General features: G+C 45.2%; 18 protein-coding genes. 15 read left to right on the forward strand and 3 right to left on the reverse strand.

Features of this window, described 5'->3' with window-relative positions; genetic code table 11:
* Positions 1-9 precede the first annotated feature (9 nt).
* From infB to OCV20_RS03120, 8 genes are all read left to right on the forward strand, one after another.
* Positions 10-2,700 carry a translation initiation factor IF-2 gene (gene infB, locus OCV20_RS03085; RefSeq protein WP_048605664.1) on the forward strand — a complete coding sequence of 897 codons (2,691 nt, stop codon included), beginning with the start codon at positions 10-12 and terminating at the stop codon, positions 2,698-2,700.
* A gap of 134 nt (positions 2,701-2,834) precedes the next feature.
* Entirely contained in the window at positions 2,835-3,248 is a 414-nt protein-coding gene (gene rbfA / locus OCV20_RS03090) for a 30S ribosome-binding factor RbfA (protein ID WP_017065964.1), read from the forward strand.
* Positions 3,248-4,201 carry a tRNA pseudouridine(55) synthase TruB gene (gene truB, locus OCV20_RS03095; RefSeq protein ID WP_017059233.1) on the forward strand — a complete coding sequence of 318 codons (954 nt, stop codon included), beginning with the start codon at positions 3,248-3,250 and terminating at the stop codon, positions 4,199-4,201. Before rbfA ends, truB begins: the two co-directional genes overlap by 1 nt.
* 218 nt (positions 4,202-4,419) lie before the next feature.
* Positions 4,420-4,689 carry a 30S ribosomal protein S15 gene (rpsO, locus tag OCV20_RS03100; RefSeq protein ID WP_010436144.1) on the forward strand — a complete coding sequence of 90 codons (270 nt, stop codon included), beginning with the start codon at positions 4,420-4,422 and terminating at the stop codon, positions 4,687-4,689.
* 378 nt (positions 4,690-5,067) lie between these two features.
* Positions 5,068-7,188, forward strand: coding sequence for a polyribonucleotide nucleotidyltransferase (gene pnp, locus OCV20_RS03105; protein ID WP_019819855.1), 2,121 nt, complete (start codon positions 5,068-5,070; stop codon positions 7,186-7,188).
* Positions 7,189-7,312: 124 nt separating this feature from the next.
* Positions 7,313-8,236, forward strand: coding sequence for a lipoprotein NlpI (gene nlpI, locus OCV20_RS03110; RefSeq protein WP_048605659.1), 924 nt, complete (start codon positions 7,313-7,315; stop codon positions 8,234-8,236).
* A 153-nt stretch (positions 8,237-8,389) separates the two neighbouring features.
* A complete protein-coding gene (locus OCV20_RS03115; RefSeq protein WP_017056675.1) occupies positions 8,390-8,797 on the forward strand; it encodes a MarR family winged helix-turn-helix transcriptional regulator in 408 nt (135 codons plus the stop codon).
* Between the two features lie 89 nt (positions 8,798-8,886).
* A complete protein-coding gene (locus OCV20_RS03120; protein WP_050633591.1) occupies positions 8,887-10,224 on the forward strand; it encodes an MATE family efflux transporter in 1,338 nt (445 codons plus the stop codon).
* 85 nt (positions 10,225-10,309) lie between these two features.
* Here OCV20_RS03120 and OCV20_RS03125 read toward each other — a convergent pair whose 3' ends face one another.
* The 3 genes from OCV20_RS03125 to OCV20_RS03135 all read right to left on the reverse strand — a co-directional run bounded on the left by OCV20_RS03125 (position 10,310) and on the right by OCV20_RS03135 (position 14,428).
* The gene (locus OCV20_RS03125) at positions 10,310-11,188 is read right to left on the reverse strand and encodes a U32 family peptidase (RefSeq protein ID WP_017059237.1); all 879 of its coding nucleotides are present in this window, start codon (positions 11,186-11,188) and stop codon (positions 10,310-10,312) included.
* 18 nt (positions 11,189-11,206) lie between these two features.
* Entirely contained in the window at positions 11,207-12,220 is a 1,014-nt protein-coding gene (ubiU, locus tag OCV20_RS03130) for a ubiquinone anaerobic biosynthesis protein UbiU (RefSeq protein WP_017059238.1), read from the reverse strand.
* A 168-nt stretch (positions 12,221-12,388) separates the two neighbouring features.
* Positions 12,389-14,428: a bifunctional diguanylate cyclase/phosphodiesterase gene (locus tag OCV20_RS03135; RefSeq protein WP_017068226.1), complete on the reverse strand. Its 2,040-nt coding sequence runs from the start codon at positions 14,426-14,428 to the stop codon at positions 12,389-12,391.
* A gap of 258 nt (positions 14,429-14,686) precedes the next feature.
* Between OCV20_RS03135 and ubiT the strand changes: the two genes are divergently transcribed.
* The 7 genes from ubiT to OCV20_RS03170 all read left to right on the forward strand — a co-directional run bounded on the left by ubiT (position 14,687) and on the right by OCV20_RS03170 (position 19,456).
* Positions 14,687-15,214 (forward strand): ubiquinone anaerobic biosynthesis accessory factor UbiT, encoded by a 528-nt coding sequence (ubiT, locus tag OCV20_RS03140; RefSeq protein WP_032545250.1) that lies wholly within the window; start codon positions 14,687-14,689, stop codon positions 15,212-15,214.
* Positions 15,198-15,701 (forward strand): GNAT family N-acetyltransferase, encoded by a 504-nt coding sequence (locus OCV20_RS03145; protein ID WP_050633588.1) that lies wholly within the window; start codon positions 15,198-15,200, stop codon positions 15,699-15,701. The genes ubiT and OCV20_RS03145 overlap by 17 nt, the downstream gene beginning before the upstream one ends.
* A gap of 136 nt (positions 15,702-15,837) precedes the next feature.
* A complete protein-coding gene (locus tag OCV20_RS03150) occupies positions 15,838-16,236 on the forward strand; it encodes a DNA polymerase III subunit psi (RefSeq protein ID WP_050633587.1) in 399 nt (132 codons plus the stop codon).
* Positions 16,229-16,684, forward strand: coding sequence for a ribosomal protein S18-alanine N-acetyltransferase (gene rimI / locus OCV20_RS03155; protein WP_086775326.1), 456 nt, complete (start codon positions 16,229-16,231; stop codon positions 16,682-16,684). Before OCV20_RS03150 ends, rimI begins: the two co-directional genes overlap by 8 nt.
* 137 nt (positions 16,685-16,821) lie before the next feature.
* Positions 16,822-18,402 carry a peptide chain release factor 3 gene (prfC, locus tag OCV20_RS03160; RefSeq protein ID WP_048615580.1) on the forward strand — a complete coding sequence of 527 codons (1,581 nt, stop codon included), beginning with the start codon at positions 16,822-16,824 and terminating at the stop codon, positions 18,400-18,402.
* 105 nt (positions 18,403-18,507) lie between these two features.
* Positions 18,508-18,663: a DUF5363 family protein gene (locus tag OCV20_RS03165; protein ID WP_157896357.1), complete on the forward strand. Its 156-nt coding sequence runs from the start codon at positions 18,508-18,510 to the stop codon at positions 18,661-18,663.
* The gene (locus tag OCV20_RS03170; protein WP_086775325.1) at positions 18,644-19,456 is read left to right on the forward strand and encodes a TatD family hydrolase; all 813 of its coding nucleotides are present in this window, start codon (positions 18,644-18,646) and stop codon (positions 19,454-19,456) included. The genes OCV20_RS03165 and OCV20_RS03170 overlap by 20 nt, the downstream gene beginning before the upstream one ends.
* The last annotated feature ends 135 nt before the right edge of the window (positions 19,457-19,591 follow it).

A 19,591-nucleotide genomic window follows, 5' to 3' on the forward strand; every position in this document is an offset into this window, starting at 1 on the left:
GAAAGCGGTATGACACAATTAACAGTTAAAGCACTGAGTGAAGAGATTGGTACGCCAGTTGACCGCTTAATTGAACAACTTGCTGATGCAGGCATGAAGAAAGCAGGGTCGGATCAAGTGACTGATTCAGAGAAGCAAACATTGCTAACGCACCTTAAAAAGGAGCACGGCGATACTTCAGGCGAAACAGAACCGACTCGTTTAACTCTTCAACGCAAGACCCGCAGCACGCTAAGTGTTGCCGCTGGAGGCGGTAAGAGTAAGGATGTTCAAGTAGAGGTACGTAAAAAGCGTACTTACGTGAAGCGCAGCACTATTGAAGATGAAGCGAAACGTGAAGCTGAGGAAGTAGCTAATCGTGAAGCGGAAGAGAAAGCACAACGCGATGCTGAAGAGCAAGCGAAACGTGATGCTGCAGAGAAAGCACAGCGCGAAGCCGAAGAAAAAGTAACACGTGAAGCGGATGCAAAACGTGAAGCTGAAGAGAAGGCTCAACGCGCACAAGCTGAAAAGGCTAAAAAAGACATGAATTCAAAAAATGCAGACGCTAACGCACAAGCGAAAAAAGAAGCGGATGAACTTAAAGCTCGTCAAGAGCTAGAAGCAACTCGTAAAGCAGAAGCTGAAGCAGCTAAGCTTGTTGAAGAAGCTCGTAAGTTAGCAGAAGAGAACCAAGAACGTTGGTCTGAAGAAGAGAAGAAGAAGAAAGAGCAAGAGAAATCTGCGGATTACCATGTGACGACTTCTACTTACGCTCGTGAAGCTGAAGATGCGGCAGATAAGAAAGATGAGAAAGCACCTCGTCGTCGCAAGAAGAAAGCAGCTCCTGCTAACCAACCTGCAAACAACCGTGGTGGTCGTAACCAACGTGGTCGTGGCGGTAAAGGTAAGCTTGCTAAACCAACTTCAATGCAGCAAGGCTTCGATAAGTCAGCAACTGTTGCTAAATCTGACGTTGCTATCGGCGAAACTATCGTTGTTTCTGAACTGGCTAGCAAAATGTCAGTTAAAGCAACTGAAGTTATCAAAGTAATGATGAAGATGGGCGCTATGGCGACTATCAACCAAGTGATCGACCAAGAAACAGCACAACTTGTTGCTGAAGAAATGGGTCACAAGGTAATCCTACGTAAAGAAAACGAACTTGAAGAAGCAGTACTAGCTGACCGTGATAGCGATGCTATCGCTGAAGGTCGTGCTCCTGTTGTTACTATCATGGGTCACGTTGACCACGGTAAAACTTCAACACTTGATTACATTCGTAAAGCACACGTTGCTTCTGGCGAAGCTGGCGGTATCACGCAGCACATTGGTGCTTACCACGTAGATACTGACAACGGCATGATCACTTTCCTTGATACTCCTGGACACGCGGCGTTTACAGCTATGCGTGCTCGTGGTGCTCAAGCGACAGATATCGTTGTACTTGTAGTTGCAGCAGACGATGGCGTAATGCCACAAACAATCGAAGCAATCCAGCACGCGAAAGCGGCAGGCGTTCCTCTGATTGTTGCTGTGAACAAGATCGATAAAGAGGGTGCAAACCCAGACAACGTTAAGAATGAGCTAGCTCAATACGACGTTATCCCTGAAGAATGGGGCGGTGAGAACATCTTCGTTCACATCTCTGCTAAACAGGGTACAAACATCGATGGTCTTCTAGAAGCAATCCTTCTTCAGTCTGAAGTTCTTGAGCTTACAGCGGTTAAAGAAGGCATGGCGTCTGGTGTTGTTGTTGAATCTCGTCTTGATAAAGGTCGCGGTCCAGTTGCAACAGTACTAGTACAGTCTGGTACTCTAAACAAAGGCGACATCGTTCTTTGTGGTCAAGAGTACGGCCGTGTTCGTGCAATGCGCGATGAGAACGGCAGAGACATCGAAACTGCAGGTCCATCTATCCCTGTAGAAATTCTAGGTCTTTCTGGCGTACCTGCATCAGGTGACGAAGCGACTGTTGTACGTGATGAGCGTAAAGCACGTGAAGTTGCGAACTACCGTCAAGGTAAATTCCGTGATGTTAAACTAGCTCGCCAACAAAAAGCGAAACTAGAGAACATGTTCGCGAACATGACGGCTGGCGAAGTTGCTGAGCTTAACGTTGTACTTAAAGCTGACGTTCAAGGTTCTGTAGAAGCGATTGCTGACTCTCTACTGAAACTGTCTACTGACGAAGTTAAAGTGAACATCGTAGGTTCTGGTGTTGGTGGTATTACTGAAACTGATGCAACTCTTGCTGCAGCTTCTAACGCTATCATCCTTGGTTTCAACGTTCGTGCTGACGCAACTGCGCGTAACACGGTTCAGAACGAAAACCTAGATCTACGTTACTACTCAATCATTTACCAACTGATTGACGAAGTTAAACAGGCGATGGGCGGTATGCTTGCTCCTGAATTCCGTCAAGAGATCATTGGTCTTGCACAAGTTCGTGACGTATTTAAGTCGCCTAAACTTGGTGCAATCGCTGGTTGTATCGTTACTGAAGGTACGATTAAGCGTAGCAACCCAATCCGTGTACTTCGTGAAAACGTTGTTATCTACGAAGGTGAACTAGAGTCACTTCGTCGCTTTAAAGATGACGTACAAGAAGTTAAGAACGGTTACGAGTGTGGTGTCGGCGTTAAGAACTACAACGACGTTCGCGTTGGTGACCAGATCGAAGTATTCGAAATCGTTGAGGTTAAACGTACTCTAGACTAATCAGTCTGTACGACTCGACATATTGACTAAGGTTACTAACATTACTAGTAAAGGTAATAAGTAATCGGTTGTTGAATACACCATGGGGGGCTGGTAATTACCAAGCCCCCCATCTTTCTAAGTGAGAAAAGAAAATGTCAAAAGAATTTAGCCGCACACAACGTGTGTCTCAGCAGCTTCAAAAAGAGCTTGCTCTTATCCTACAACGTGAAGTTCGTGACTCACGTATTGGTATGGTAACTATCTCAGACGTAGAAGTGTCTCGTGACCTTGCTTACGCAAAAGTGTTCGTGACTTTCCTGTGTGTTGGTGAGCAAACTCCTGAATCATGCCTTAAAGCTCTTAAAGAGCATGAAGTGCCAGTTCGTATGGCTCTTGGTAAGCGTATTCGCCACCGTCTAACGCCTGAAGTTCGTTTTACTTACGACAACACACTAGTAGAAGGCATGCGTATGTCTAACCTAGTAAGTGAAGTTCTGAACGACGACAAACGTAAGCAAGAAGAAGCTGGCCGCACTGACGAAACTCAGTCTAAGGGCGAAGAGTAATGGCTCGCCGTCGTAAAGGTCGCCCTATCAACGGGGTAATTCTATTAGATAAGCCGACTGGCATTTCGTCTAATGATGCACTGCAAAAAGTAAAGCGTATTTACTTTGCAGAGAAGGCAGGGCACACCGGTGCTCTGGATCCTCTTGCGACTGGCATGCTGCCAATTTGTCTTGGTGAAGCGACGAAGTTCTCTCAGTTTCTTCTAGATTCTGATAAGCGCTACGTTGTTATCGCTAAGCTTGGTGAGCGTACCAATACCTCTGACTCTGATGGTGAAGTGGTAGAGACACGTGATGTTAACGTGACTCAAGAACAGCTTGAGCGTTGCATTGCGAGCTTCAAGGGTGAAACCGATCAGATACCATCAATGTTTTCTGCATTGAAGTATCAAGGTAAGCCTTTGTACGAATACGCACGTGCAGGTATCGAGGTTCCTCGTGAGTCTCGTAAGATCACCGTGTACTCTATTGAACTGCTTCGCTTTGAAGGCGATGAAGTTGAAATGGAAGTGCATTGTTCGAAAGGCACATACATCCGCACAATTACCGACGATCTTGGTGAGATGCTAGGTTGTGGTGCTCACGTGACTATGCTTCGTCGTACAGGTGTCGCGAAGTACCCATACGAGCGTATGGTGACTTTGGAGCAGTTAAATGAGATCCTAGAGCAAGCACAGGCGCAAGAAATTGCCCCGAAAGAGCTGCTTGATCCTCTGCTGATGCCAATGGACACTGCCGTTGAAGACTTACCAGAAGTAAACCTGAACGCGGAACTGACTGACCTAGTTCAGCACGGTATGCCAGTTCAGGTTGCTGGTGCGCCAACTGAAGGCACGGTTCGTATGACAAGTGGCGAAGAGAAGCTGTTTGTCGGCGTAGCTCAGATTGCTGAAGATGGCCGAGTTGCACCGAAGCGTTTGGTTGTTTTCAGAGATGAAGAACCACAAGCGTAGCGCTTATATCGAATCGGATCTTAGCGCTGAGTCGTGAAAAGCGAGCAAATAAGACAGAAAGCGAGCGCCTAATTTAGGTGGTTCGCTTTTTTCGTTTTTAATGGGTTCGATTGTTATTGCACCAACTGACAAACTTCCCTATAATCCTCGGCTCGCGTAGCGGCTGAATCAGAGATTGGCTGCTACAAATATAAACTTACTCTTATCAGGAGAGAATTATGTCTCTGAATGCAGAAACTAAAGCAGCAATCGTTGCAGAATACGCACAATCTGAAGGCGACACAGGTTCACCAGAAGTACAAGTAGCACTACTTACTGCTTCTATCAACCACCTACAAGGTCACTTCAAAGCGCACAAACACGATCACCACAGCCGTCGTGGTCTACTACGTATGGTTTCTAGCCGTCGTAAGCTTCTTGATTACCTGAAAGGCAAAAACCTTGCTCGTTACCAAGACCTAATCAAGCGTCTAGGCCTACGTCGCTAATAGCGATGTCTGCAAAGACAGTTTGAAGAAAAGGAGCATTTATGCTCCTTTTTTTGTGCCTGTAAGAAAATGCTAGGCTGGATGCTCAGAATATCATCTGGCTTTTTCTGATAGGAAATATATCTCCTAATAAAAATAGTTTATACTACGCCCGCCTATAGCGTTTTCAGCGTTTGGCAATCAACCTCTCAAGAGATTACAGTCACAGATGTCGGCCAATAGGTCGCGACTATTCAAAGGCGGATTTGGTCTTAATTCGGCGTATGAACACATACAAAGAGTCACCATCCTAAGTCCCTTTTCACTAGTCGCGATTGGTAATGTCTTGAGTCATTATTCACTTAATCTAAAGTCTGACTTTAGAGCTAAGGATATACAATGTTTGAAAAACCAGTTGTAAAATCGTTCCAGTACGGTAACCACACCGTTACTCTAGAAACGGGCGTAATTGCACGTCAAGCTACTGCTGCTGTAATGGCGACTATGGACGATACATCAGTATTCGTTTCTGTTGTTGCTAAGAAAGAAGCAGTTGCAGGTCAAGACTTCTTCCCACTAACAGTAAACTACCAAGAGCGTACATACGCTGCGGGTAAAATCCCTGGTGGTTTCTTCAAGCGTGAAGGTCGTCCATCTGAAGGCGAAACACTAACAGCTCGTCTGATTGACCGTCCAATTCGTCCACTTTTCCCAAGTGCGTTTAAAAACGAAGTTCAAGTTATCGCTACGGTTGTTTCTATCAACCCTGACGTAAACCCAGACATGATCACTATGATCGCAACGTCTGCTGCACTTGCTATCTCTGGTGCTCCATTCAATGGTCCTATCGGTGCTGCACGTGTTGGTCACATCGACGGCGAATTAGTTCTTAACCCATCAAATACTGAGCTTGAAAACTCTAAACTAGACCTAGTTGTGTCTGGTACAGAAGGCGCAGTACTTATGGTTGAATCTGAAGCAGATAACCTATCTGAAGAAGAAATGCTTTCAGCTGTTGTTTACGGTCACGACCAACAACAAGTTGTAATCAAAGCAATCAACGAGTTTGCTGCTGAAGTTGCAACTCCATCTTGGAACTGGGAAGCACCAGCAGTTAACACTGAGCTTAAAGCTCAAGTTGCTGAACTTGCTGAAACTCGTCTATCTGACGCGTACCAGATCACTGAGAAAATGGCTCGTTACGAGCAAGTTGGCGCAATCAAGAACGACGTTGTTGAAGCTCTAATTGCACAAGACGAAAACCTAGATGAGCGCGAAATCCGCGGCATGCTTGGTTCTCTAGAGAAAAACGTAGTACGTAGCCGCATCATCGCTGGCAACCCACGTATCGATGGCCGTGAAAAAGACATGGTTCGTGCGCTAGACGTACGTACTGGTGTTCTTCCACGTACACACGGTTCTTCTCTATTCACTCGTGGTGAAACTCAAGCACTTGTTACTGCAACGCTTGGCACACAACGTGATGCTCAAATCATCGACAGCCTAATGGGTGAGAAGAAAGACAACTTCCTTCTACACTACAACTTCCCTCCATACTGTGTAGGTGAAACTGGTTTCGTTGGTTCTCCTAAGCGTCGTGAAATTGGTCACGGTAAGCTTGCTAAACGTGGTATCCAAGCAGTAATGCCTTCTGTTGAAGAATTCCCATACACAGTTCGTGTTGTATCGGAAATCACAGAATCTAACGGTTCTTCTTCAATGGCTTCTGTATGTGGTACATCTCTAGCTCTTATGGATGCTGGTGTTCCAATCAAAGCTTCTGTTGCGGGTATCGCAATGGGTCTTGTTAAAGAAGGCGACGATTTCGTTGTTCTTTCTGACATCCTTGGCGACGAAGATCACCTAGGTGATATGGACTTTAAAGTAGCAGGTACTAACGCTGGTATCACTGCACTTCAAATGGACATCAAGATCGAAGGTATCACTAAAGAGATCATGCAAATTGCACTTAACCAAGCGCAAGGTGCACGTAAGCACATCCTTTCTGTAATGGATGAAGCTATCTCTGGTGCTCGTGAAGATATCTCTGAATTCGCTCCACGTATCCACACAATGAAAATCAGCTCTGATAAGATCAAAGATGTTATCGGTAAAGGTGGCGCAGTTATCCGTGCTCTTTGTGAAGAAACGGGTACTACAATCGAAATCGAAGACGATGGCACAATCAAGATTGCTGCTACTGAAGGCGCAGCTGCTAAAGAAGCTATCCGTCGTATCGAAGAGATCACAGCTGAAGTTGAAGTTGGCCGCATTTACCAAGGTAAAGTTGCTCGTCTAGCTGACTTCGGTGCATTCGTTACTATCCTTCCAGGTAAAGATGGTCTAGTACACATCTCTCAAATCGCTGACAAGCGCGTTGAGAAAGTGTCTGACTACCTAACTGAAGGTCAAGAAGTTCCTGTTAAGGTTCTTGAAATTGACCGTCAAGGCCGTGTACGTCTAAGCATGAAAGAAGCAGTTGAAACGCCAGCTGAAGGCGAAGCACCTGCTGCTGAGTAATTCTCAGTGTGTCGATGGTGATATCGCTTTTTAGTGATTTCTAACCTATCGTCAACAAAGCATGTTATAAAGGGGAGCATATCGCTCCCCTTTTTTATTGCGGTCATAACAGGAGTAATTATTTGTGAAATGGTTTCAAACCGCGAGTATGTGTTTACTGCTTGTACTAACAGGTTGTGCGACAACATCAGATAACACCTCACGTTGGGTTTATCCACCGATGGCTGTGCCACTGCAACCAAGCGTTCAGCAAGAAGTTCAAATTGCACGTCTTAGTCAGTTATTACAGCGCCCAGATTTGAACGATGAAGTTCGAGCTAAGATGCTGTTTGAACGTGGTAACTACTACGACAGTGTTGGCCTGCGTGATCTCGCGCGTCTTGACTTCAACCAGTCTCTTTCATTGAACCCTGCTCAACCTGATATCTTCAATCTTTTGGGTGTTTACTTTACGCAGGTAGGGGAGTTTGATGCGGCTTATGAATCTTTTGATTCTACGTTAGAGCTTGATCCTGCAAACTCTTACGCAGAAAGAAACCGCTCTATCGCGCTTTACTATGGCGAACGTTACGACTTAGCCAATGAAGAGATGATGAAGCACTATGCCGACGATCCTAGCGATCCGTTTCGAGCTCTTTGGTTGTATATCATTCAGCATGAGCTAACGCCAGAGCAAGCTAAGCTTGATTTACAAAAACGTTACGAGAGCCGTGATGAGCAGTGGGGTTGGGTATTAGTCGCGATTATGCTTGATGACATCACTGAAGAGCAGGCTTTCAAGGCGATCTTAACCGGTACTCGTGACAACACGTTACTTGCGCAGCGCCTAACAGAGACGTACTTCTACCTTGCTAAGCGTTACCACATGAATGGTGACTACGCGAATGCGATCTCTTTGTACAAGTTAGCGGTTTCTTTTAACGTGTATGAATACGTAGAACACCGTTACTCTTTCTTAGAGTTAAGCCGTATCTTCACCACGCTTAAAGCTGAGCACTTAGCGCAAGTTAAGCTGGCTGAGGCCGAAGAAGAAGCTAACGCTAAGTAAGCAACACATTTTGACTCCGAAAAGCCGCTGCCTGTCAGCGGTTTTTTTATGCGCCTTTTTTATGATCTTTATCTCGTTTTGATTGCTTTTTATTTAAACAACATTAAAATAGTTAGCCTTGCTAACTAAATGCTATTCTTTGATTAGGTGAGTATGCTGAACCAGAATTTAGAAAAGATTGAGCGCTTCGCCTCTAAGATATGGCGCACTCAGGTAAATGAAGATCCTATTTGCCAATTGAGCTTCAATGAGTACGACTATTTGAAGGTCATCCAAGCCTCTCCTGAACCGATCCGATTGACTGATCTGGCGATTGAAATGCAAGTAACCAAGCCTTCAGCAACCACTATGGTTCAAAGGTTAGAGAGAAAGGGACTTGTTGAGCGTAAAGCTTCGCTCGAAGATGCGAGGTCTAAGTTGGTCGTATTGACCAGTAAAGCAGAAGTGGGTTTGGAAGAAGAAAGTAAGATCTATCAGGTCATGGCACAGATACTGGAAAGTCGTTTGTCTGAGCAAGAATCTCAGCAGCTAAACCTATTATTAAATAAAGCTTTGAAGTAACTAATTTAGATATTTAGTTAGCCTTGTTAACTAATTTTTCGAGTCATATCTTGTTGATATGCGACTCACAAATGAAAGTAGAGTAAGAAATGAGTAACTCAATTAGTCGCCAGTTTTGGCGATACACAATCCCTACCGTGGCGGCCATGTTGGTTAATGGCCTGTACCAAGTGGTGGATGGCATCTTCATTGGCCGCTATGTGGGGGCTGATGGACTTGCAGGTATCAATGTTGCGTGGCCTGTGATTGGTTCGATTCTTGGTATTGGTATGTTGGTGGGTGTGGGTACAGGTGCACTTGTCTCGATTCGCCAAGGTGAAAAAGATACTCAAGGCGCTAAACAGATCTTAGCAACGGGCTTAACCTTGTTGTTAGCGATAACGCCTATTGTCTCTGCATTGCTGTTCTTGTTTGCTGATAACTTCTTGCTTTGGCAGGGCGCTGAAGGGCGAGTGTATGAACTTGGCCTGCAGTACTTACATATTCTGATTGGTGCCAGCGTCTTCACGCTAGGTTCGATCGCGATGCCGTTTCTACTGCGTAACGATGACAGCCCGAACTTAGCGACGATACTGATGATCGTTGGTGCGGTGATTAATATCGTACTCGATTACCTGTTTATCGCGCTGTATGGTTGGGAGTTGATGGGCGCAGCATTAGCAACAGCAATTGCCCAGTTTGTAGTAACGGCTCTCGGCTTGGCTTACTTCTTCTCACGTCGAGCAAACCTACGTTTACGTTGGAATGAGTTGAGATTGAAACTGGATGTGATTCCACAAATCTTCGCGATTGGTACATCAAGCTTCTTTATGTACGCTTATGGTTCGATGATGGTGGCGTTGCACAATGCGTTGTTCTCTCAATATGGCGACCAGTTGATGATTGGTGCGTACGCGATTTTGGGCTACATCGTGACGGTTTACTACCTCACGGCTGAAGGTATCGCCAACGGTATGCAACCATTGGTGAGCTACAACCATGGTGCGCGTAACCAAGCGAACATCCGTAAGTTACTTAAGATAGCGATGATGAGTTCGGTATTGATTGGTGTGGCGTTCGTGCTGCTTCTGAACGCGTTCCCACGTGAGTTTGTGTCAGTATTTAACTCAGACGAACCTCAGTTAGTTGAGTACACAGTGTTGGGTATTCGACTTCACATGTTTGCACTGGCGCTGGATGGCTTCTTAGTAGTAGCAGGTGCTTACTATCAGGCAGTGAACAAGGGCAGTAAGGCGATGTTTGTAACGATAGGCAATATGCTGATCCAGTTACCTTTCTTGTACATTATGCCCAAGCTGTACGGTGTACCGGGGATCTGGATTGCGTACCCACTGTCTAACATCGCGCTAAGTGTGGTGGTGATGGTAATGCTCTACAAAGACTTAAAGAAGCTCGATGCCTCACCGATGGAAACAGCTACGGCATAGGTCGCGTTTCTTAAGTCGAATAAAAAAGGTCTAGCGAATGCTAGACCTTTTTTATACCTGTTGCTGGTTAGTCCAATGCGAGGAACTAGATGTTCTTAACGTCTAAACCTGCAAGCTGATGCCAGTAACCATTACATTGGCGGCTTTCAATCTTCATCGGTTTTTGACCTTGCTCGTTTGCTCTGAAGTTATTGATTTCAGAGAAGGTATCGATACCGAGTGGGCTTAAACGAACCACATCAACCAGGTCGTGCATGTTTGGCAAATCATTGACTAGGTTGTAGCAGTAGCCTGATTGCGTCTGGATACCGTTAAGGTTGAAGACTGATTGGCCTTCTTGGCTTTCTACTTGTAGCCCTGTTGGGTACTTGATACAGCAGGTTTCGCAATCGTCTTTAGCTTTGTTTTCCGCGCGAGCGGTAAAGCAGCGTGCTGAGTAAGCAAGCGGCAGGTAGCCGTGGCTAAACACTTCTACTTCGAACTTATTACGGATGTTCAGTTCTTCACACTGGGTCATTACGTTGCTTAGCCATTCGCGAGAAAGCTCAACCGGCATACACCAACGCGTCATACCTTGTTTCAAGAACAGGTTCAGGGTGCGCGCGTTGTAGGTGTTCACTGCTGGGCCAACCACGAAAGGTACTTTGCTTTCGCTGGCCAGTTGAATTGCAGACACATCATTGGCTTCGATAGCAAAGTCACCGTTATCAATGTACTTCTTCATGATGTTGACTTCGCTTGGCGCTTCGAGCAAAGCCATGGTCGAGAGGACTACTTGCTTACCTGAAGCAGACAGCTCTTTGGCAATGTCCATCCAGTGTTTCGCTTTCATCTCACGACGTTTTGAACACACAGCTTCACCTAGATAGATGATGTCAGCAGAGCTTGATTTCGCTTGCTCATAGAAGCTTTCAACGTCTTGTTTTGGCCAAAAATAAAGTAGAGGGCCTAATGCGTATTTCATTGAGTTCTCCATTTGGCTCTATTGCCATTTACGGTGATAAGCGCCAAGCGTGGTTTGTGTACCTTCCGATACATTCGCCAGTGTCGCATTCCAAGCTTGTTCCACTTGGTATTGTTCTGGGTTCGCTAAGTAGCGATCGATAGCAGCGCGCCAAGTGCGAGTGACTTGTTCAACATAAGCAGGGCTGCGTTGGCGACCTTCAATCTTCACTGAGGCAACATTCGCCGCGAAAAGCTCAGGCAGCATGGATAGCGTGTTGAGGCTGGTTGGCTCTTCAAGTGCGTGATAGCGCTTACGTTCACCATCGATATCGGCTTCAAAGCGGCCTTTACACAGCGTTGGGTAACCTGCGTTCTCACCTGCTTCATACTTATCGATAAGGATTTCGTTCAAGCGAGACTCGAGGCCAGTTTCTGTTTCTTGCCAGCGAACGTATTTCGCCGGAGAACAAGCACCAACAGTATTTGGTGATTCGCCTGTCATGTATGAAGAGAGGTAGCAACGGCCTTCTGCCATGATACACAAGCTACCAAAAGCGAATACTTCAAGGTCAACGTCAGAAGTGATGTTACGAGAAAGCTGTTTGACCTGATGAATCGACAACACACGCGGCAGTACGACACGCTTAACGTTGAAGTTTTTATGGTAGAAATCGATAGCCGCCGCATTGGTCGCAGATGCTTGCACTGATAGGTGCAGTTCTAGATCTGGATACTTATTTGCTGCGTACTCAAGCACCGCGATGTCTGCGATGATCAGCGCATCAACACCCAGTGCAGCGGCGTTGTCTACGGCATTGGTCCAACGGTCGAAGCCATTTGGGTGAGCAAACGTGTTTAGGGCAACATGAATTTTCTTGTTGTGGTCATGCACATACTGCACAGCACGATCGAGCTTTTTACCCGCAAAGTTTAGGCCTGCAAAGTGTCGGGCATTGGTATCGTCTTTGAATCCGATATAGACAGCATCCGCACCACAATCAATAGCGGTTTTCAAAGCAGGTAAGTTACCCGCTGGGCATAAGAGTTCCATTTGCTCACTACCAGTAGAATTAAGTTGAAGCGAGCATTTTATGAAGAATTGTGAATGACGGAATTGATGTAAGGCAGGTTTAGATGGATAAATCTGCTTTTACTCCGTTTGAGGTACTGACGAGTGACCGTTTTACATGTTGGCTTGCTTTAAATTTGAGGTACTTGATTAGTTCTTATGACGGCGGTTTTGGGCAAACAACTCTTCGACATCTTGTTTTGGTTGCGGACGATAGAAGTGGAAGCCTTGAATCGAACTACAGTTGAGATTAGACAGCAGAGTTGCTTGTTCACTGGTTTCGACACCTTCTGCAACCACGGTCAAATCGAGAGATTTACCTAGGTTGATGATGTTTTCAATTACGGTGATTTGCTTTGGTAGGGTATCGATATCAGAGATGAAAGCACGGTCTATTTTAAGCTCATCAATTGGGAAGCGAGCAAGGTAAGACAGTGAAGAGTAGCCGGTACCAAAATCATCAATGGATAGAGCAAAGCCAAGTTTCTTGATGGCGTTAAGCATTTGAAGTGTGTGTTCACTATCACTCATTACCGCGCTTTCCGTTAGCTCAAACGTAATCGCACTTGGATCAAGCTCGGTCGAACGCAGCAGCTTTTCCATGTAATCAATCAGCTTTGGATTACCAAACTGTTCTGGAGATAGGTTGATCGCGACACGACCTGGAAGGATACCTTGCATCTTCCAGCGCTTAACCGTAGCAAATACTTCACGCATTACCACTCGGCCAAGTTGTTCAATAAGGCCAGCTCGTTCTGCCACAGGGATAAATGCGGCAGGACTAATATACCCTTCGACAGGGTGCTTCCAACGTACCAGAGCTTCAGCGCCGTTGATGGTGAAATCACGCGCATTGACCTTAGGTTGATACCAAACCTCAAGTCCATTCTGTTGCAGCGCTTTTTGTAGCTCTATTTCAAGCCACAGTCGCATGCGCGCTTCTTTGTTCATCTGTTCATTGAACTTGATTAGGCGGTTACGACCACGATCTTTCGCTTCATACATTGCTGTGTCTGCATTTTGCAGCAAGATACGAGCATCAGTACCATCTTGAGGAAAGCTCACGCTACCAATCGAGCAGGCTAAGCGCTTGCTAAAGTGGTGAAGATCGAAGGGTTGATTGATCAGGGAGATGATCTTTTCAGCGAGCATTTCAGGTGTTCGCTGATGTTCAGGTTCTGGCAGGATAATGCCAAACTCATCCCCGCCTAAATGCCCAATCACGGCCTTACGAGGCAGTAGGCGTTTAAGGCGCGAAGCGACCTCTTTTATCACCTTGTCACCGATGTGATGACCAAGTGAATCATTGATATTCTTGAAGTTATCAATGTCTAAGTAGAGCATCACCACCGGCGTATCGTTGTGAATGAACTGCTCAAGACGCTTAGTAAACCCAACTCGGTTGTAGAGCTTGGTCAGTGCATCTATGTAGGCATCTTCACTGTTTGCCGGTGTGTATTGTTTTGCGGTTTCTTGTGCGTCTTGGATAAGCACCAACTGAGTGTTGCTTCCAAGAACGGTGGTGGAGTCGATGTTGAGTTGAACCTTACGTTCAAAGCCGCATCGGGCACCCGTTAAGCAAACCAAACCAGACTCAGAAATAATAGAGCTGAGGTTATTATTGAAGACTGTTTTGGTTTGTTCATCGATAAATAGGCGTCCCAACTCTTCACCAATTAACTCTGTGGTTGAGTTAAAGCCAAGCAAGCGCGCTGCTGCTGGGTTAGATGACAAGATGTAGTCACTCTCAACGAGCAGTAATCCATCTGGGAGTAGTTGAGATAGCTTGTGGAATTTGGCTTCGGACTCTTCTAAAGAACGGACAAGTACTTGGTTTTCTGATGTGTCGAAGGCGTGAAAGACGATGTAGTCGGTTTTGTTGCCATTGGTAAGTGGAGATAGGCTGAAATGAAGGCTGGTATCGAGGTCAGTTTCGTTGAGGGTGACTTCGGCCTCAATCGTTTCGCCACTGAATGCACGCTCATAGTAAGGTTTGAGATGTTGGTAGAACTGTTCGCCCAATGTTTGGCGGTCATTCATGCCTGCAAGCTCTGTTTGACTCAAACCAGCAATATCACAGTAACGCTCATTCACCATAAAATAGTTATGTTGAGCATCAAGTACTGCAAAAAAGAACGGACTATTTGCAGTTAGCTGGGTAAACCAATGTTGTAGTTGCTGGGGAGGCATCAAAGTACTACCAATTCTCCAAGAGCTTGAATATTCACTATCGATAAATATTTATTACTTTCTGTGTGGCTATCGATATTTACCTGTGAGTGCAGCGATCCGCTGTAATTCTCATTACCTGAGTTACTATAACTGTGATTTTCAGGATATTAAAGGTCGAGTATCAAACAGAAGTTAATTTGATACATAACAGTAACTGAGATCTCAACATCATCTATGATGCATTCCATATTATTGACAAAGTTACGGATAAGTCACGTGATAAACAAGATTCGCACTCAACTAGTTCAAAATGCCGCATCAATTTTGCGATCTCCAGTCCAGTTATTGCCTAAAACAGTACAAAAAAGAGCCTTATTGGAGGCGCTTAAGAATGTCTTCAAGGAAGCTTTAGAGGACGGTGACTTTGAGTTTTTAGAAGACAAATGGTTGAAAGTCTCAATAAAAGACATGGGGTTAAGTTGGTGTATTAGCTACAAAAATGAGCAACTGGTTGTAGCTGATAAAGAGGTGGCTGAAGATGTAAGCTTTAGCGGCAACCTTAACGATCTTGTGTTGATTGCGGGACGTAAAGAAGACCCAGATACGCTTTTCTTCCAGCGTAGACTGTCTATTGAAGGCGATACCGAGCTCGGTTTAGAAGTCAAAAACTTGATGGATAGCGTAGATTTGGACTTATTGCCGACTCCTATGAAAACTTTGTTAAATCAATTAGCTGATTTTGTGCAGAAGGGAGTACAATCCCCAGATACACAAAGTGAGGTAATGAATGCTTATTCGAACTGAAGCACCGGCAGATATACTTGTCATTGATCGTTTATTGAAATCTGTTTTTGAAACAGATGCAGAAGCTAACTTGGTTATGAGCTTGCGTGAGAATAGCCACTTAACGCTATCGCTGGTGGCTTGTTCTGATGAAGGCGAGGTGGTTGGTCACTTGATGTTTAGCCCTATCACTCTTGATGGCGACGATCATAACTGGCAAGGGCTTGCGCCTCTCGCTGTGAAAGAAGAGTTCCGCAACCAAGGCATTGCCAAATCTCTAGTTGAAGATGCGTTTTCCACTTTGGTTGATTTTGGTTACCCAGCTTGCGTTGTGCTTGGTGATCCTGCTTATTACAGCCGCTTTGGTTTCAAGGCTGCGAGCGAGTTTGGTCTGAGTTGTGTTTGGGATGTGCCTGAAGGCGCTTTCCAAGCGATTGAGTTGGTAGACGGTGCGTTTGCTGGACATGCTGGTGAGATTGCTTACAGCCCAGAGTTCAACGACTTATAAGCTGATTTATCACGCAATAAGATACAAACTGTTTTAGTCTAAATAAAGGAGCTTGATGCTCCTTTATTTTTTGTTAGTATCAGCCCAGTTCTAATAAGCTTCGGCTCTAATCAACTAAAGGTTACTACCGCTAGATATGTCACAAACACACGCGCAATACCTACAAGAGATGGGCATTAGCCAATGGGAGCTAAGTCACCCAGAGCGTTTAGCGGGTTATGAATCTGAATTGACTCCGCTCTCGAACGATTGCAAGTTACTGTTGGTTTCGCCTGAAAAACCTCAGGAAGATCTCGCCGTGATGTTTGAGCGAGTACTTAAAAGTATCAAGCTCGACTTATCTCAGGCTTTACACCTTCAGCCACAACACTTGTCTACTGTGGATTTAGGTTCGGTTGAGTGGGTATGGTTTGCTGGTTGCGAGTCGCCTCAAGAGCTGAAGGCTAAAACACTTCAATCGCCATTACTGTCTGACATTAACGGTAACAACCAACACCGCCGCGACTTATGGCAACAAATTTGTGCTTATGACTAATCAATTTTTACCGACTTCACAACAACACCTAGACGCCATTTGGCAGATAGAACAGGCCGCGCATTCTCATCCATGGTCTGAAAATATGATCCGAGATCTTGAGAATAGAGGTGCTTGTCATCATGTGCTTGAAGTCGATGGGCAAGTGGTCGGATACTTCTTCGCGCAAAACATCGTTGGTGAAGTCACGCTGCTTAATATTGCGGTAGACCCAAGCCAGCAAGGCAAAGGGTATGGGAAAGCGTTAACTGAACACTTCCTTGATATGTGTGAGCAAGCTGACGCGGAAAGTGCTTGGCTAGAAGTTCGCGAAAGTAATGTGAATGCGTTTAATCTTTACGAAAAGGCCGGTTTCAATGAAGTTGATCGCCGTCGTAACTATTATCCAACCAAGCAAGGCAACGAAGACGCCATCATTATGAGCTATCTTTTTCTGTCTTTTAGCTAAGCAGAGAGTACGCGAAAAATAGGGTGTAAACTGACCCTTTAGAAAGTGACACGCTTTCTGTATAATCCGCACACAGAATTCAAGGGCAAGTATTATCTACTTGCCCTTTTTACGCTTTAGATCAGCAAAGGGCGACTATGTCTTTCCAACAAGAAGTGAGCAAACGTAGAACGTTTGCGATTATCTCTCACCCGGATGCGGGTAAAACCACGATTACTGAAAAAGTTCTTTTATTCGGAAACGCGATTCAAAAAGCGGGTACCGTAAAAGGCCGTGGCTCTAACCAGCACGCTAAATCTGACTGGATGGAGATGGAAAAAGAACGTGGTATCTCGGTAACTACGTCGGTAATGCAATTCCCATACAATGATTGCCTAGTAAACCTACTAGATACTCCAGGACACGAAGATTTCTCGGAAGATACGTACCGTACGCTAACAGCGGTTGACTCATGTTTGATGGTTATCGATGCTGCGAAAGGTGTCGAGGATCGTACTCGTAAACTAATGGAAGTAACGCGTCTACGTGATACGCCAATCGTAACGTTTATGAACAAACTTGACCGTGACGTTCGTGACCCAATGGAAGTGCTTGATGAAGTAGAGAGCGAGCTAGGTATGGCTTGTGCTCCAATCTCATGGCCTATTGGTTGTGGTAAAGAGTTTAAAGGTGTTTACCACATTCACCGTGATGAAACGATCTTGTATGAATCTGGCCACGGCCACGAGATCCAAGAAGTTCGTATCATCAAAGGTCTAGATAACCCAGAGTTAGATGAAGCGGTAGGTGCAGATCTTGCGGAAAGCGTACGTGAAGAGCTAGAGCTTGTTATCGGTGCTTGCCCTGAGTTTGACCTAGAGTTGTTCCTTGCGGGTGAACTAACGCCGGTTTACTTCGGTACTGCATTAGGTAACTTTGGTGTTGACCACATGCTTGATGGTCTAACGAAATGGGCTCCAGCACCTCAAACGCGTCAAGCGAACGAGCGTGATGTTGAAGCGACAGAAGAGAAGTTCTCTGGTTTCGTATTTAAGATCCAAGCAAACATGGACCCTAAACACCGTGACCGTATCGCATTCATGCGTATCGTTTCGGGTACTTACAACCAAGGTATGAAGATGAACCATGTTCGTACTGGTAAAAGTGTAAGTATCTCTGATGCAGTAACCTTCATGGCCGGTGACCGTGCTCGTGCTGAGAAAGCATACGCAGGTGATATTATCGGTCTACATAACCACGGTACTATCCAGATTGGTGATACCTTTACTCAAGGTGAGAGCCTTAAGTTCGCTGGTATTCCTAACTTCGCACCTGAGCTATTCCGTCGTATTCGCCTGCGCGATCCACTTAAGCAGAAGCAACTTCTAAAAGGCTTAGTTCAGCTTTCAGAAGAGGGCGCAGTACAAGTATTCCGTCCTATGCAAAACAACGACCTGATCGTTGGTGCGGTTGGTGTGCTTCAGTTCGACGTGGTTGTAGCGCGCTTGAAAGCGGAATACAACGTAGAAGCTATCTACGAAGGTGTTAACGTTGCAACAGCTCGTTGGGTTGAATGTGATGACGCTAAGAAACTAGAAGAATTCAAACGTAAGAATCAATCTAACCTTGCGCTAGATGGCGGTGACAACCTGTCTTACATCGCACCAACTATGGTGAACTTGAACCTAGCTTCTGAACGCTTCCCTGAAGTTCAATTCAGAGCGACGCGCGAGCACTAATTTCTCCGCGATCTATTCGAGTTAAACAAAAACGTCTATTGTTCTGCAATAGGCGTTTTTTAATGCGTTTTATTTGAGGTTTAAAGGCTGAGGTTAGAGGCAGTTATGTTGGGTTGGATAAAAGCTTGGGTTAGAAAATACGATAAGTGGTGTGAAGAGCTTGGCTTAACGCCTGAGAATAAGCGTAGCTGTGTGCCTCATCGTCGTGATCCTCAAGGGAAACAAACGGAGAGCAGGGAAGATGACACAGCAAATAAGTGACTTTCCGCTGTTTGATACTCATTGCCATGCGGATTTTGAGGCGTTTGAGCAAGGTTTTACACCTGAACAAAGTATTGATCTCTACCTCAAAGATGCGAAACAAGCGCAAGTCGAGAAGTTAATCATCCCTTCTATTGGCCAAAGTAACTGGAGGAAGCTCGATGAAATCGCTCAATCTCACCCCAATGTTTACTATGCATTAGGCTTCCATCCTTACTTTTTAGAGCAGGCCAATGACGAACAATTTTCGGAACTTCGCCAATTACTCTCTTCAAAAAACAGCCAATGTGTCGCGATAGGTGAGTGCGGGCTCGACTTTTTTGTGGACGTTGAACGAGAGAAACAAGAGCGCTTTTTCATCCAACAAATGGAACTTGCCAAGGCGTTTGAGCTGCCTTTAATCATCCATGAGAGGAAGTCTTATAACCGACTTATTGAGTTGTTAAAGCAACACAAGTTTACTTTTGGAGGGGTGATTCACGGCTTTTCAGGGAGTGAACAGCAAGCTTTAGCGTGGATCAAGCTCGGTTTCTATATTGGCGTCGGTGGAACGATAACTTACCCCAGAGCGCAAAAAACACGCACAACCATCGCAAAATTGCCCCTTGAATGTCTGGTATTGGAAACGGATGCTCCGGACATGCCCATGTATGGAAACCAAGGAAATGTTAATCATTCCAAACATTTAGTTACGATCTTAAATGAACTTTTTTTGCTTAGAAAAGAGCCAAAGCAATCGATTGCAGCGCAAATTTGGCAAAATAGCCATCGCGCATTCGGTATATGTGAATAAAATCGAAGGTTTTTGTTTATCGTTTGCGTAAATTGCACCGAGCTTGTGATTTGGGTCACATTTGCGTGTGAATGGTACATGAATCTTCTACGAAAGTGTGAGGACGGCATTACTTTATTAGTGGTCGCATGAGTA

This window comes from Vibrio coralliirubri, assembly GCF_024347375.1.
Lineage (GTDB): Bacteria > Pseudomonadota > Gammaproteobacteria > Enterobacterales > Vibrionaceae > Vibrio > Vibrio coralliirubri.

Coding starts and splice junctions, on each gene's coding strand:
- infB (WP_048605664.1), top strand. CDS start 10: ATGACACAATTAACAGTTAAAGCACTGAGTGAAGAGATTGGTACGCCA.
- rbfA (WP_017065964.1), top strand. CDS start 2,835: ATGTCAAAAGAATTTAGCCGCACACAACGTGTGTCTCAGCAGCTTCAA.
- truB (WP_017059233.1), top strand. CDS start 3,248: ATGGCTCGCCGTCGTAAAGGTCGCCCTATCAACGGGGTAATTCTATTA.
- rpsO (WP_010436144.1), top strand. CDS start 4,420: ATGTCTCTGAATGCAGAAACTAAAGCAGCAATCGTTGCAGAATACGCA.
- pnp (WP_019819855.1), top strand. CDS start 5,068: ATGTTTGAAAAACCAGTTGTAAAATCGTTCCAGTACGGTAACCACACC.
- OCV20_RS03115 (WP_017056675.1), top strand. CDS start 8,390: ATGCTGAACCAGAATTTAGAAAAGATTGAGCGCTTCGCCTCTAAGATA.
- OCV20_RS03120 (WP_050633591.1), top strand. CDS start 8,887: ATGAGTAACTCAATTAGTCGCCAGTTTTGGCGATACACAATCCCTACC.
- OCV20_RS03125 (WP_017059237.1), bottom strand. CDS start 11,188: ATGAAATACGCATTAGGCCCTCTACTTTATTTTTGGCCAAAACAAGAC.
- ubiU (WP_017059238.1), bottom strand. CDS start 12,220: ATGGAACTCTTATGCCCAGCGGGTAACTTACCTGCTTTGAAAACCGCT.
- OCV20_RS03135 (WP_017068226.1), bottom strand. CDS start 14,428: ATGCCTCCCCAGCAACTACAACATTGGTTTACCCAGCTAACTGCAAAT.
- OCV20_RS03145 (WP_050633588.1), top strand. CDS start 15,198: ATGCTTATTCGAACTGAAGCACCGGCAGATATACTTGTCATTGATCGT.
- OCV20_RS03150 (WP_050633587.1), top strand. CDS start 15,838: ATGTCACAAACACACGCGCAATACCTACAAGAGATGGGCATTAGCCAA.
- rimI (WP_086775326.1), top strand. CDS start 16,229: ATGACTAATCAATTTTTACCGACTTCACAACAACACCTAGACGCCATT.
- prfC (WP_048615580.1), top strand. CDS start 16,822: ATGTCTTTCCAACAAGAAGTGAGCAAACGTAGAACGTTTGCGATTATC.
- OCV20_RS03165 (WP_157896357.1), top strand. CDS start 18,508: ATGTTGGGTTGGATAAAAGCTTGGGTTAGAAAATACGATAAGTGGTGT.
- OCV20_RS03170 (WP_086775325.1), top strand. CDS start 18,644: ATGACACAGCAAATAAGTGACTTTCCGCTGTTTGATACTCATTGCCAT.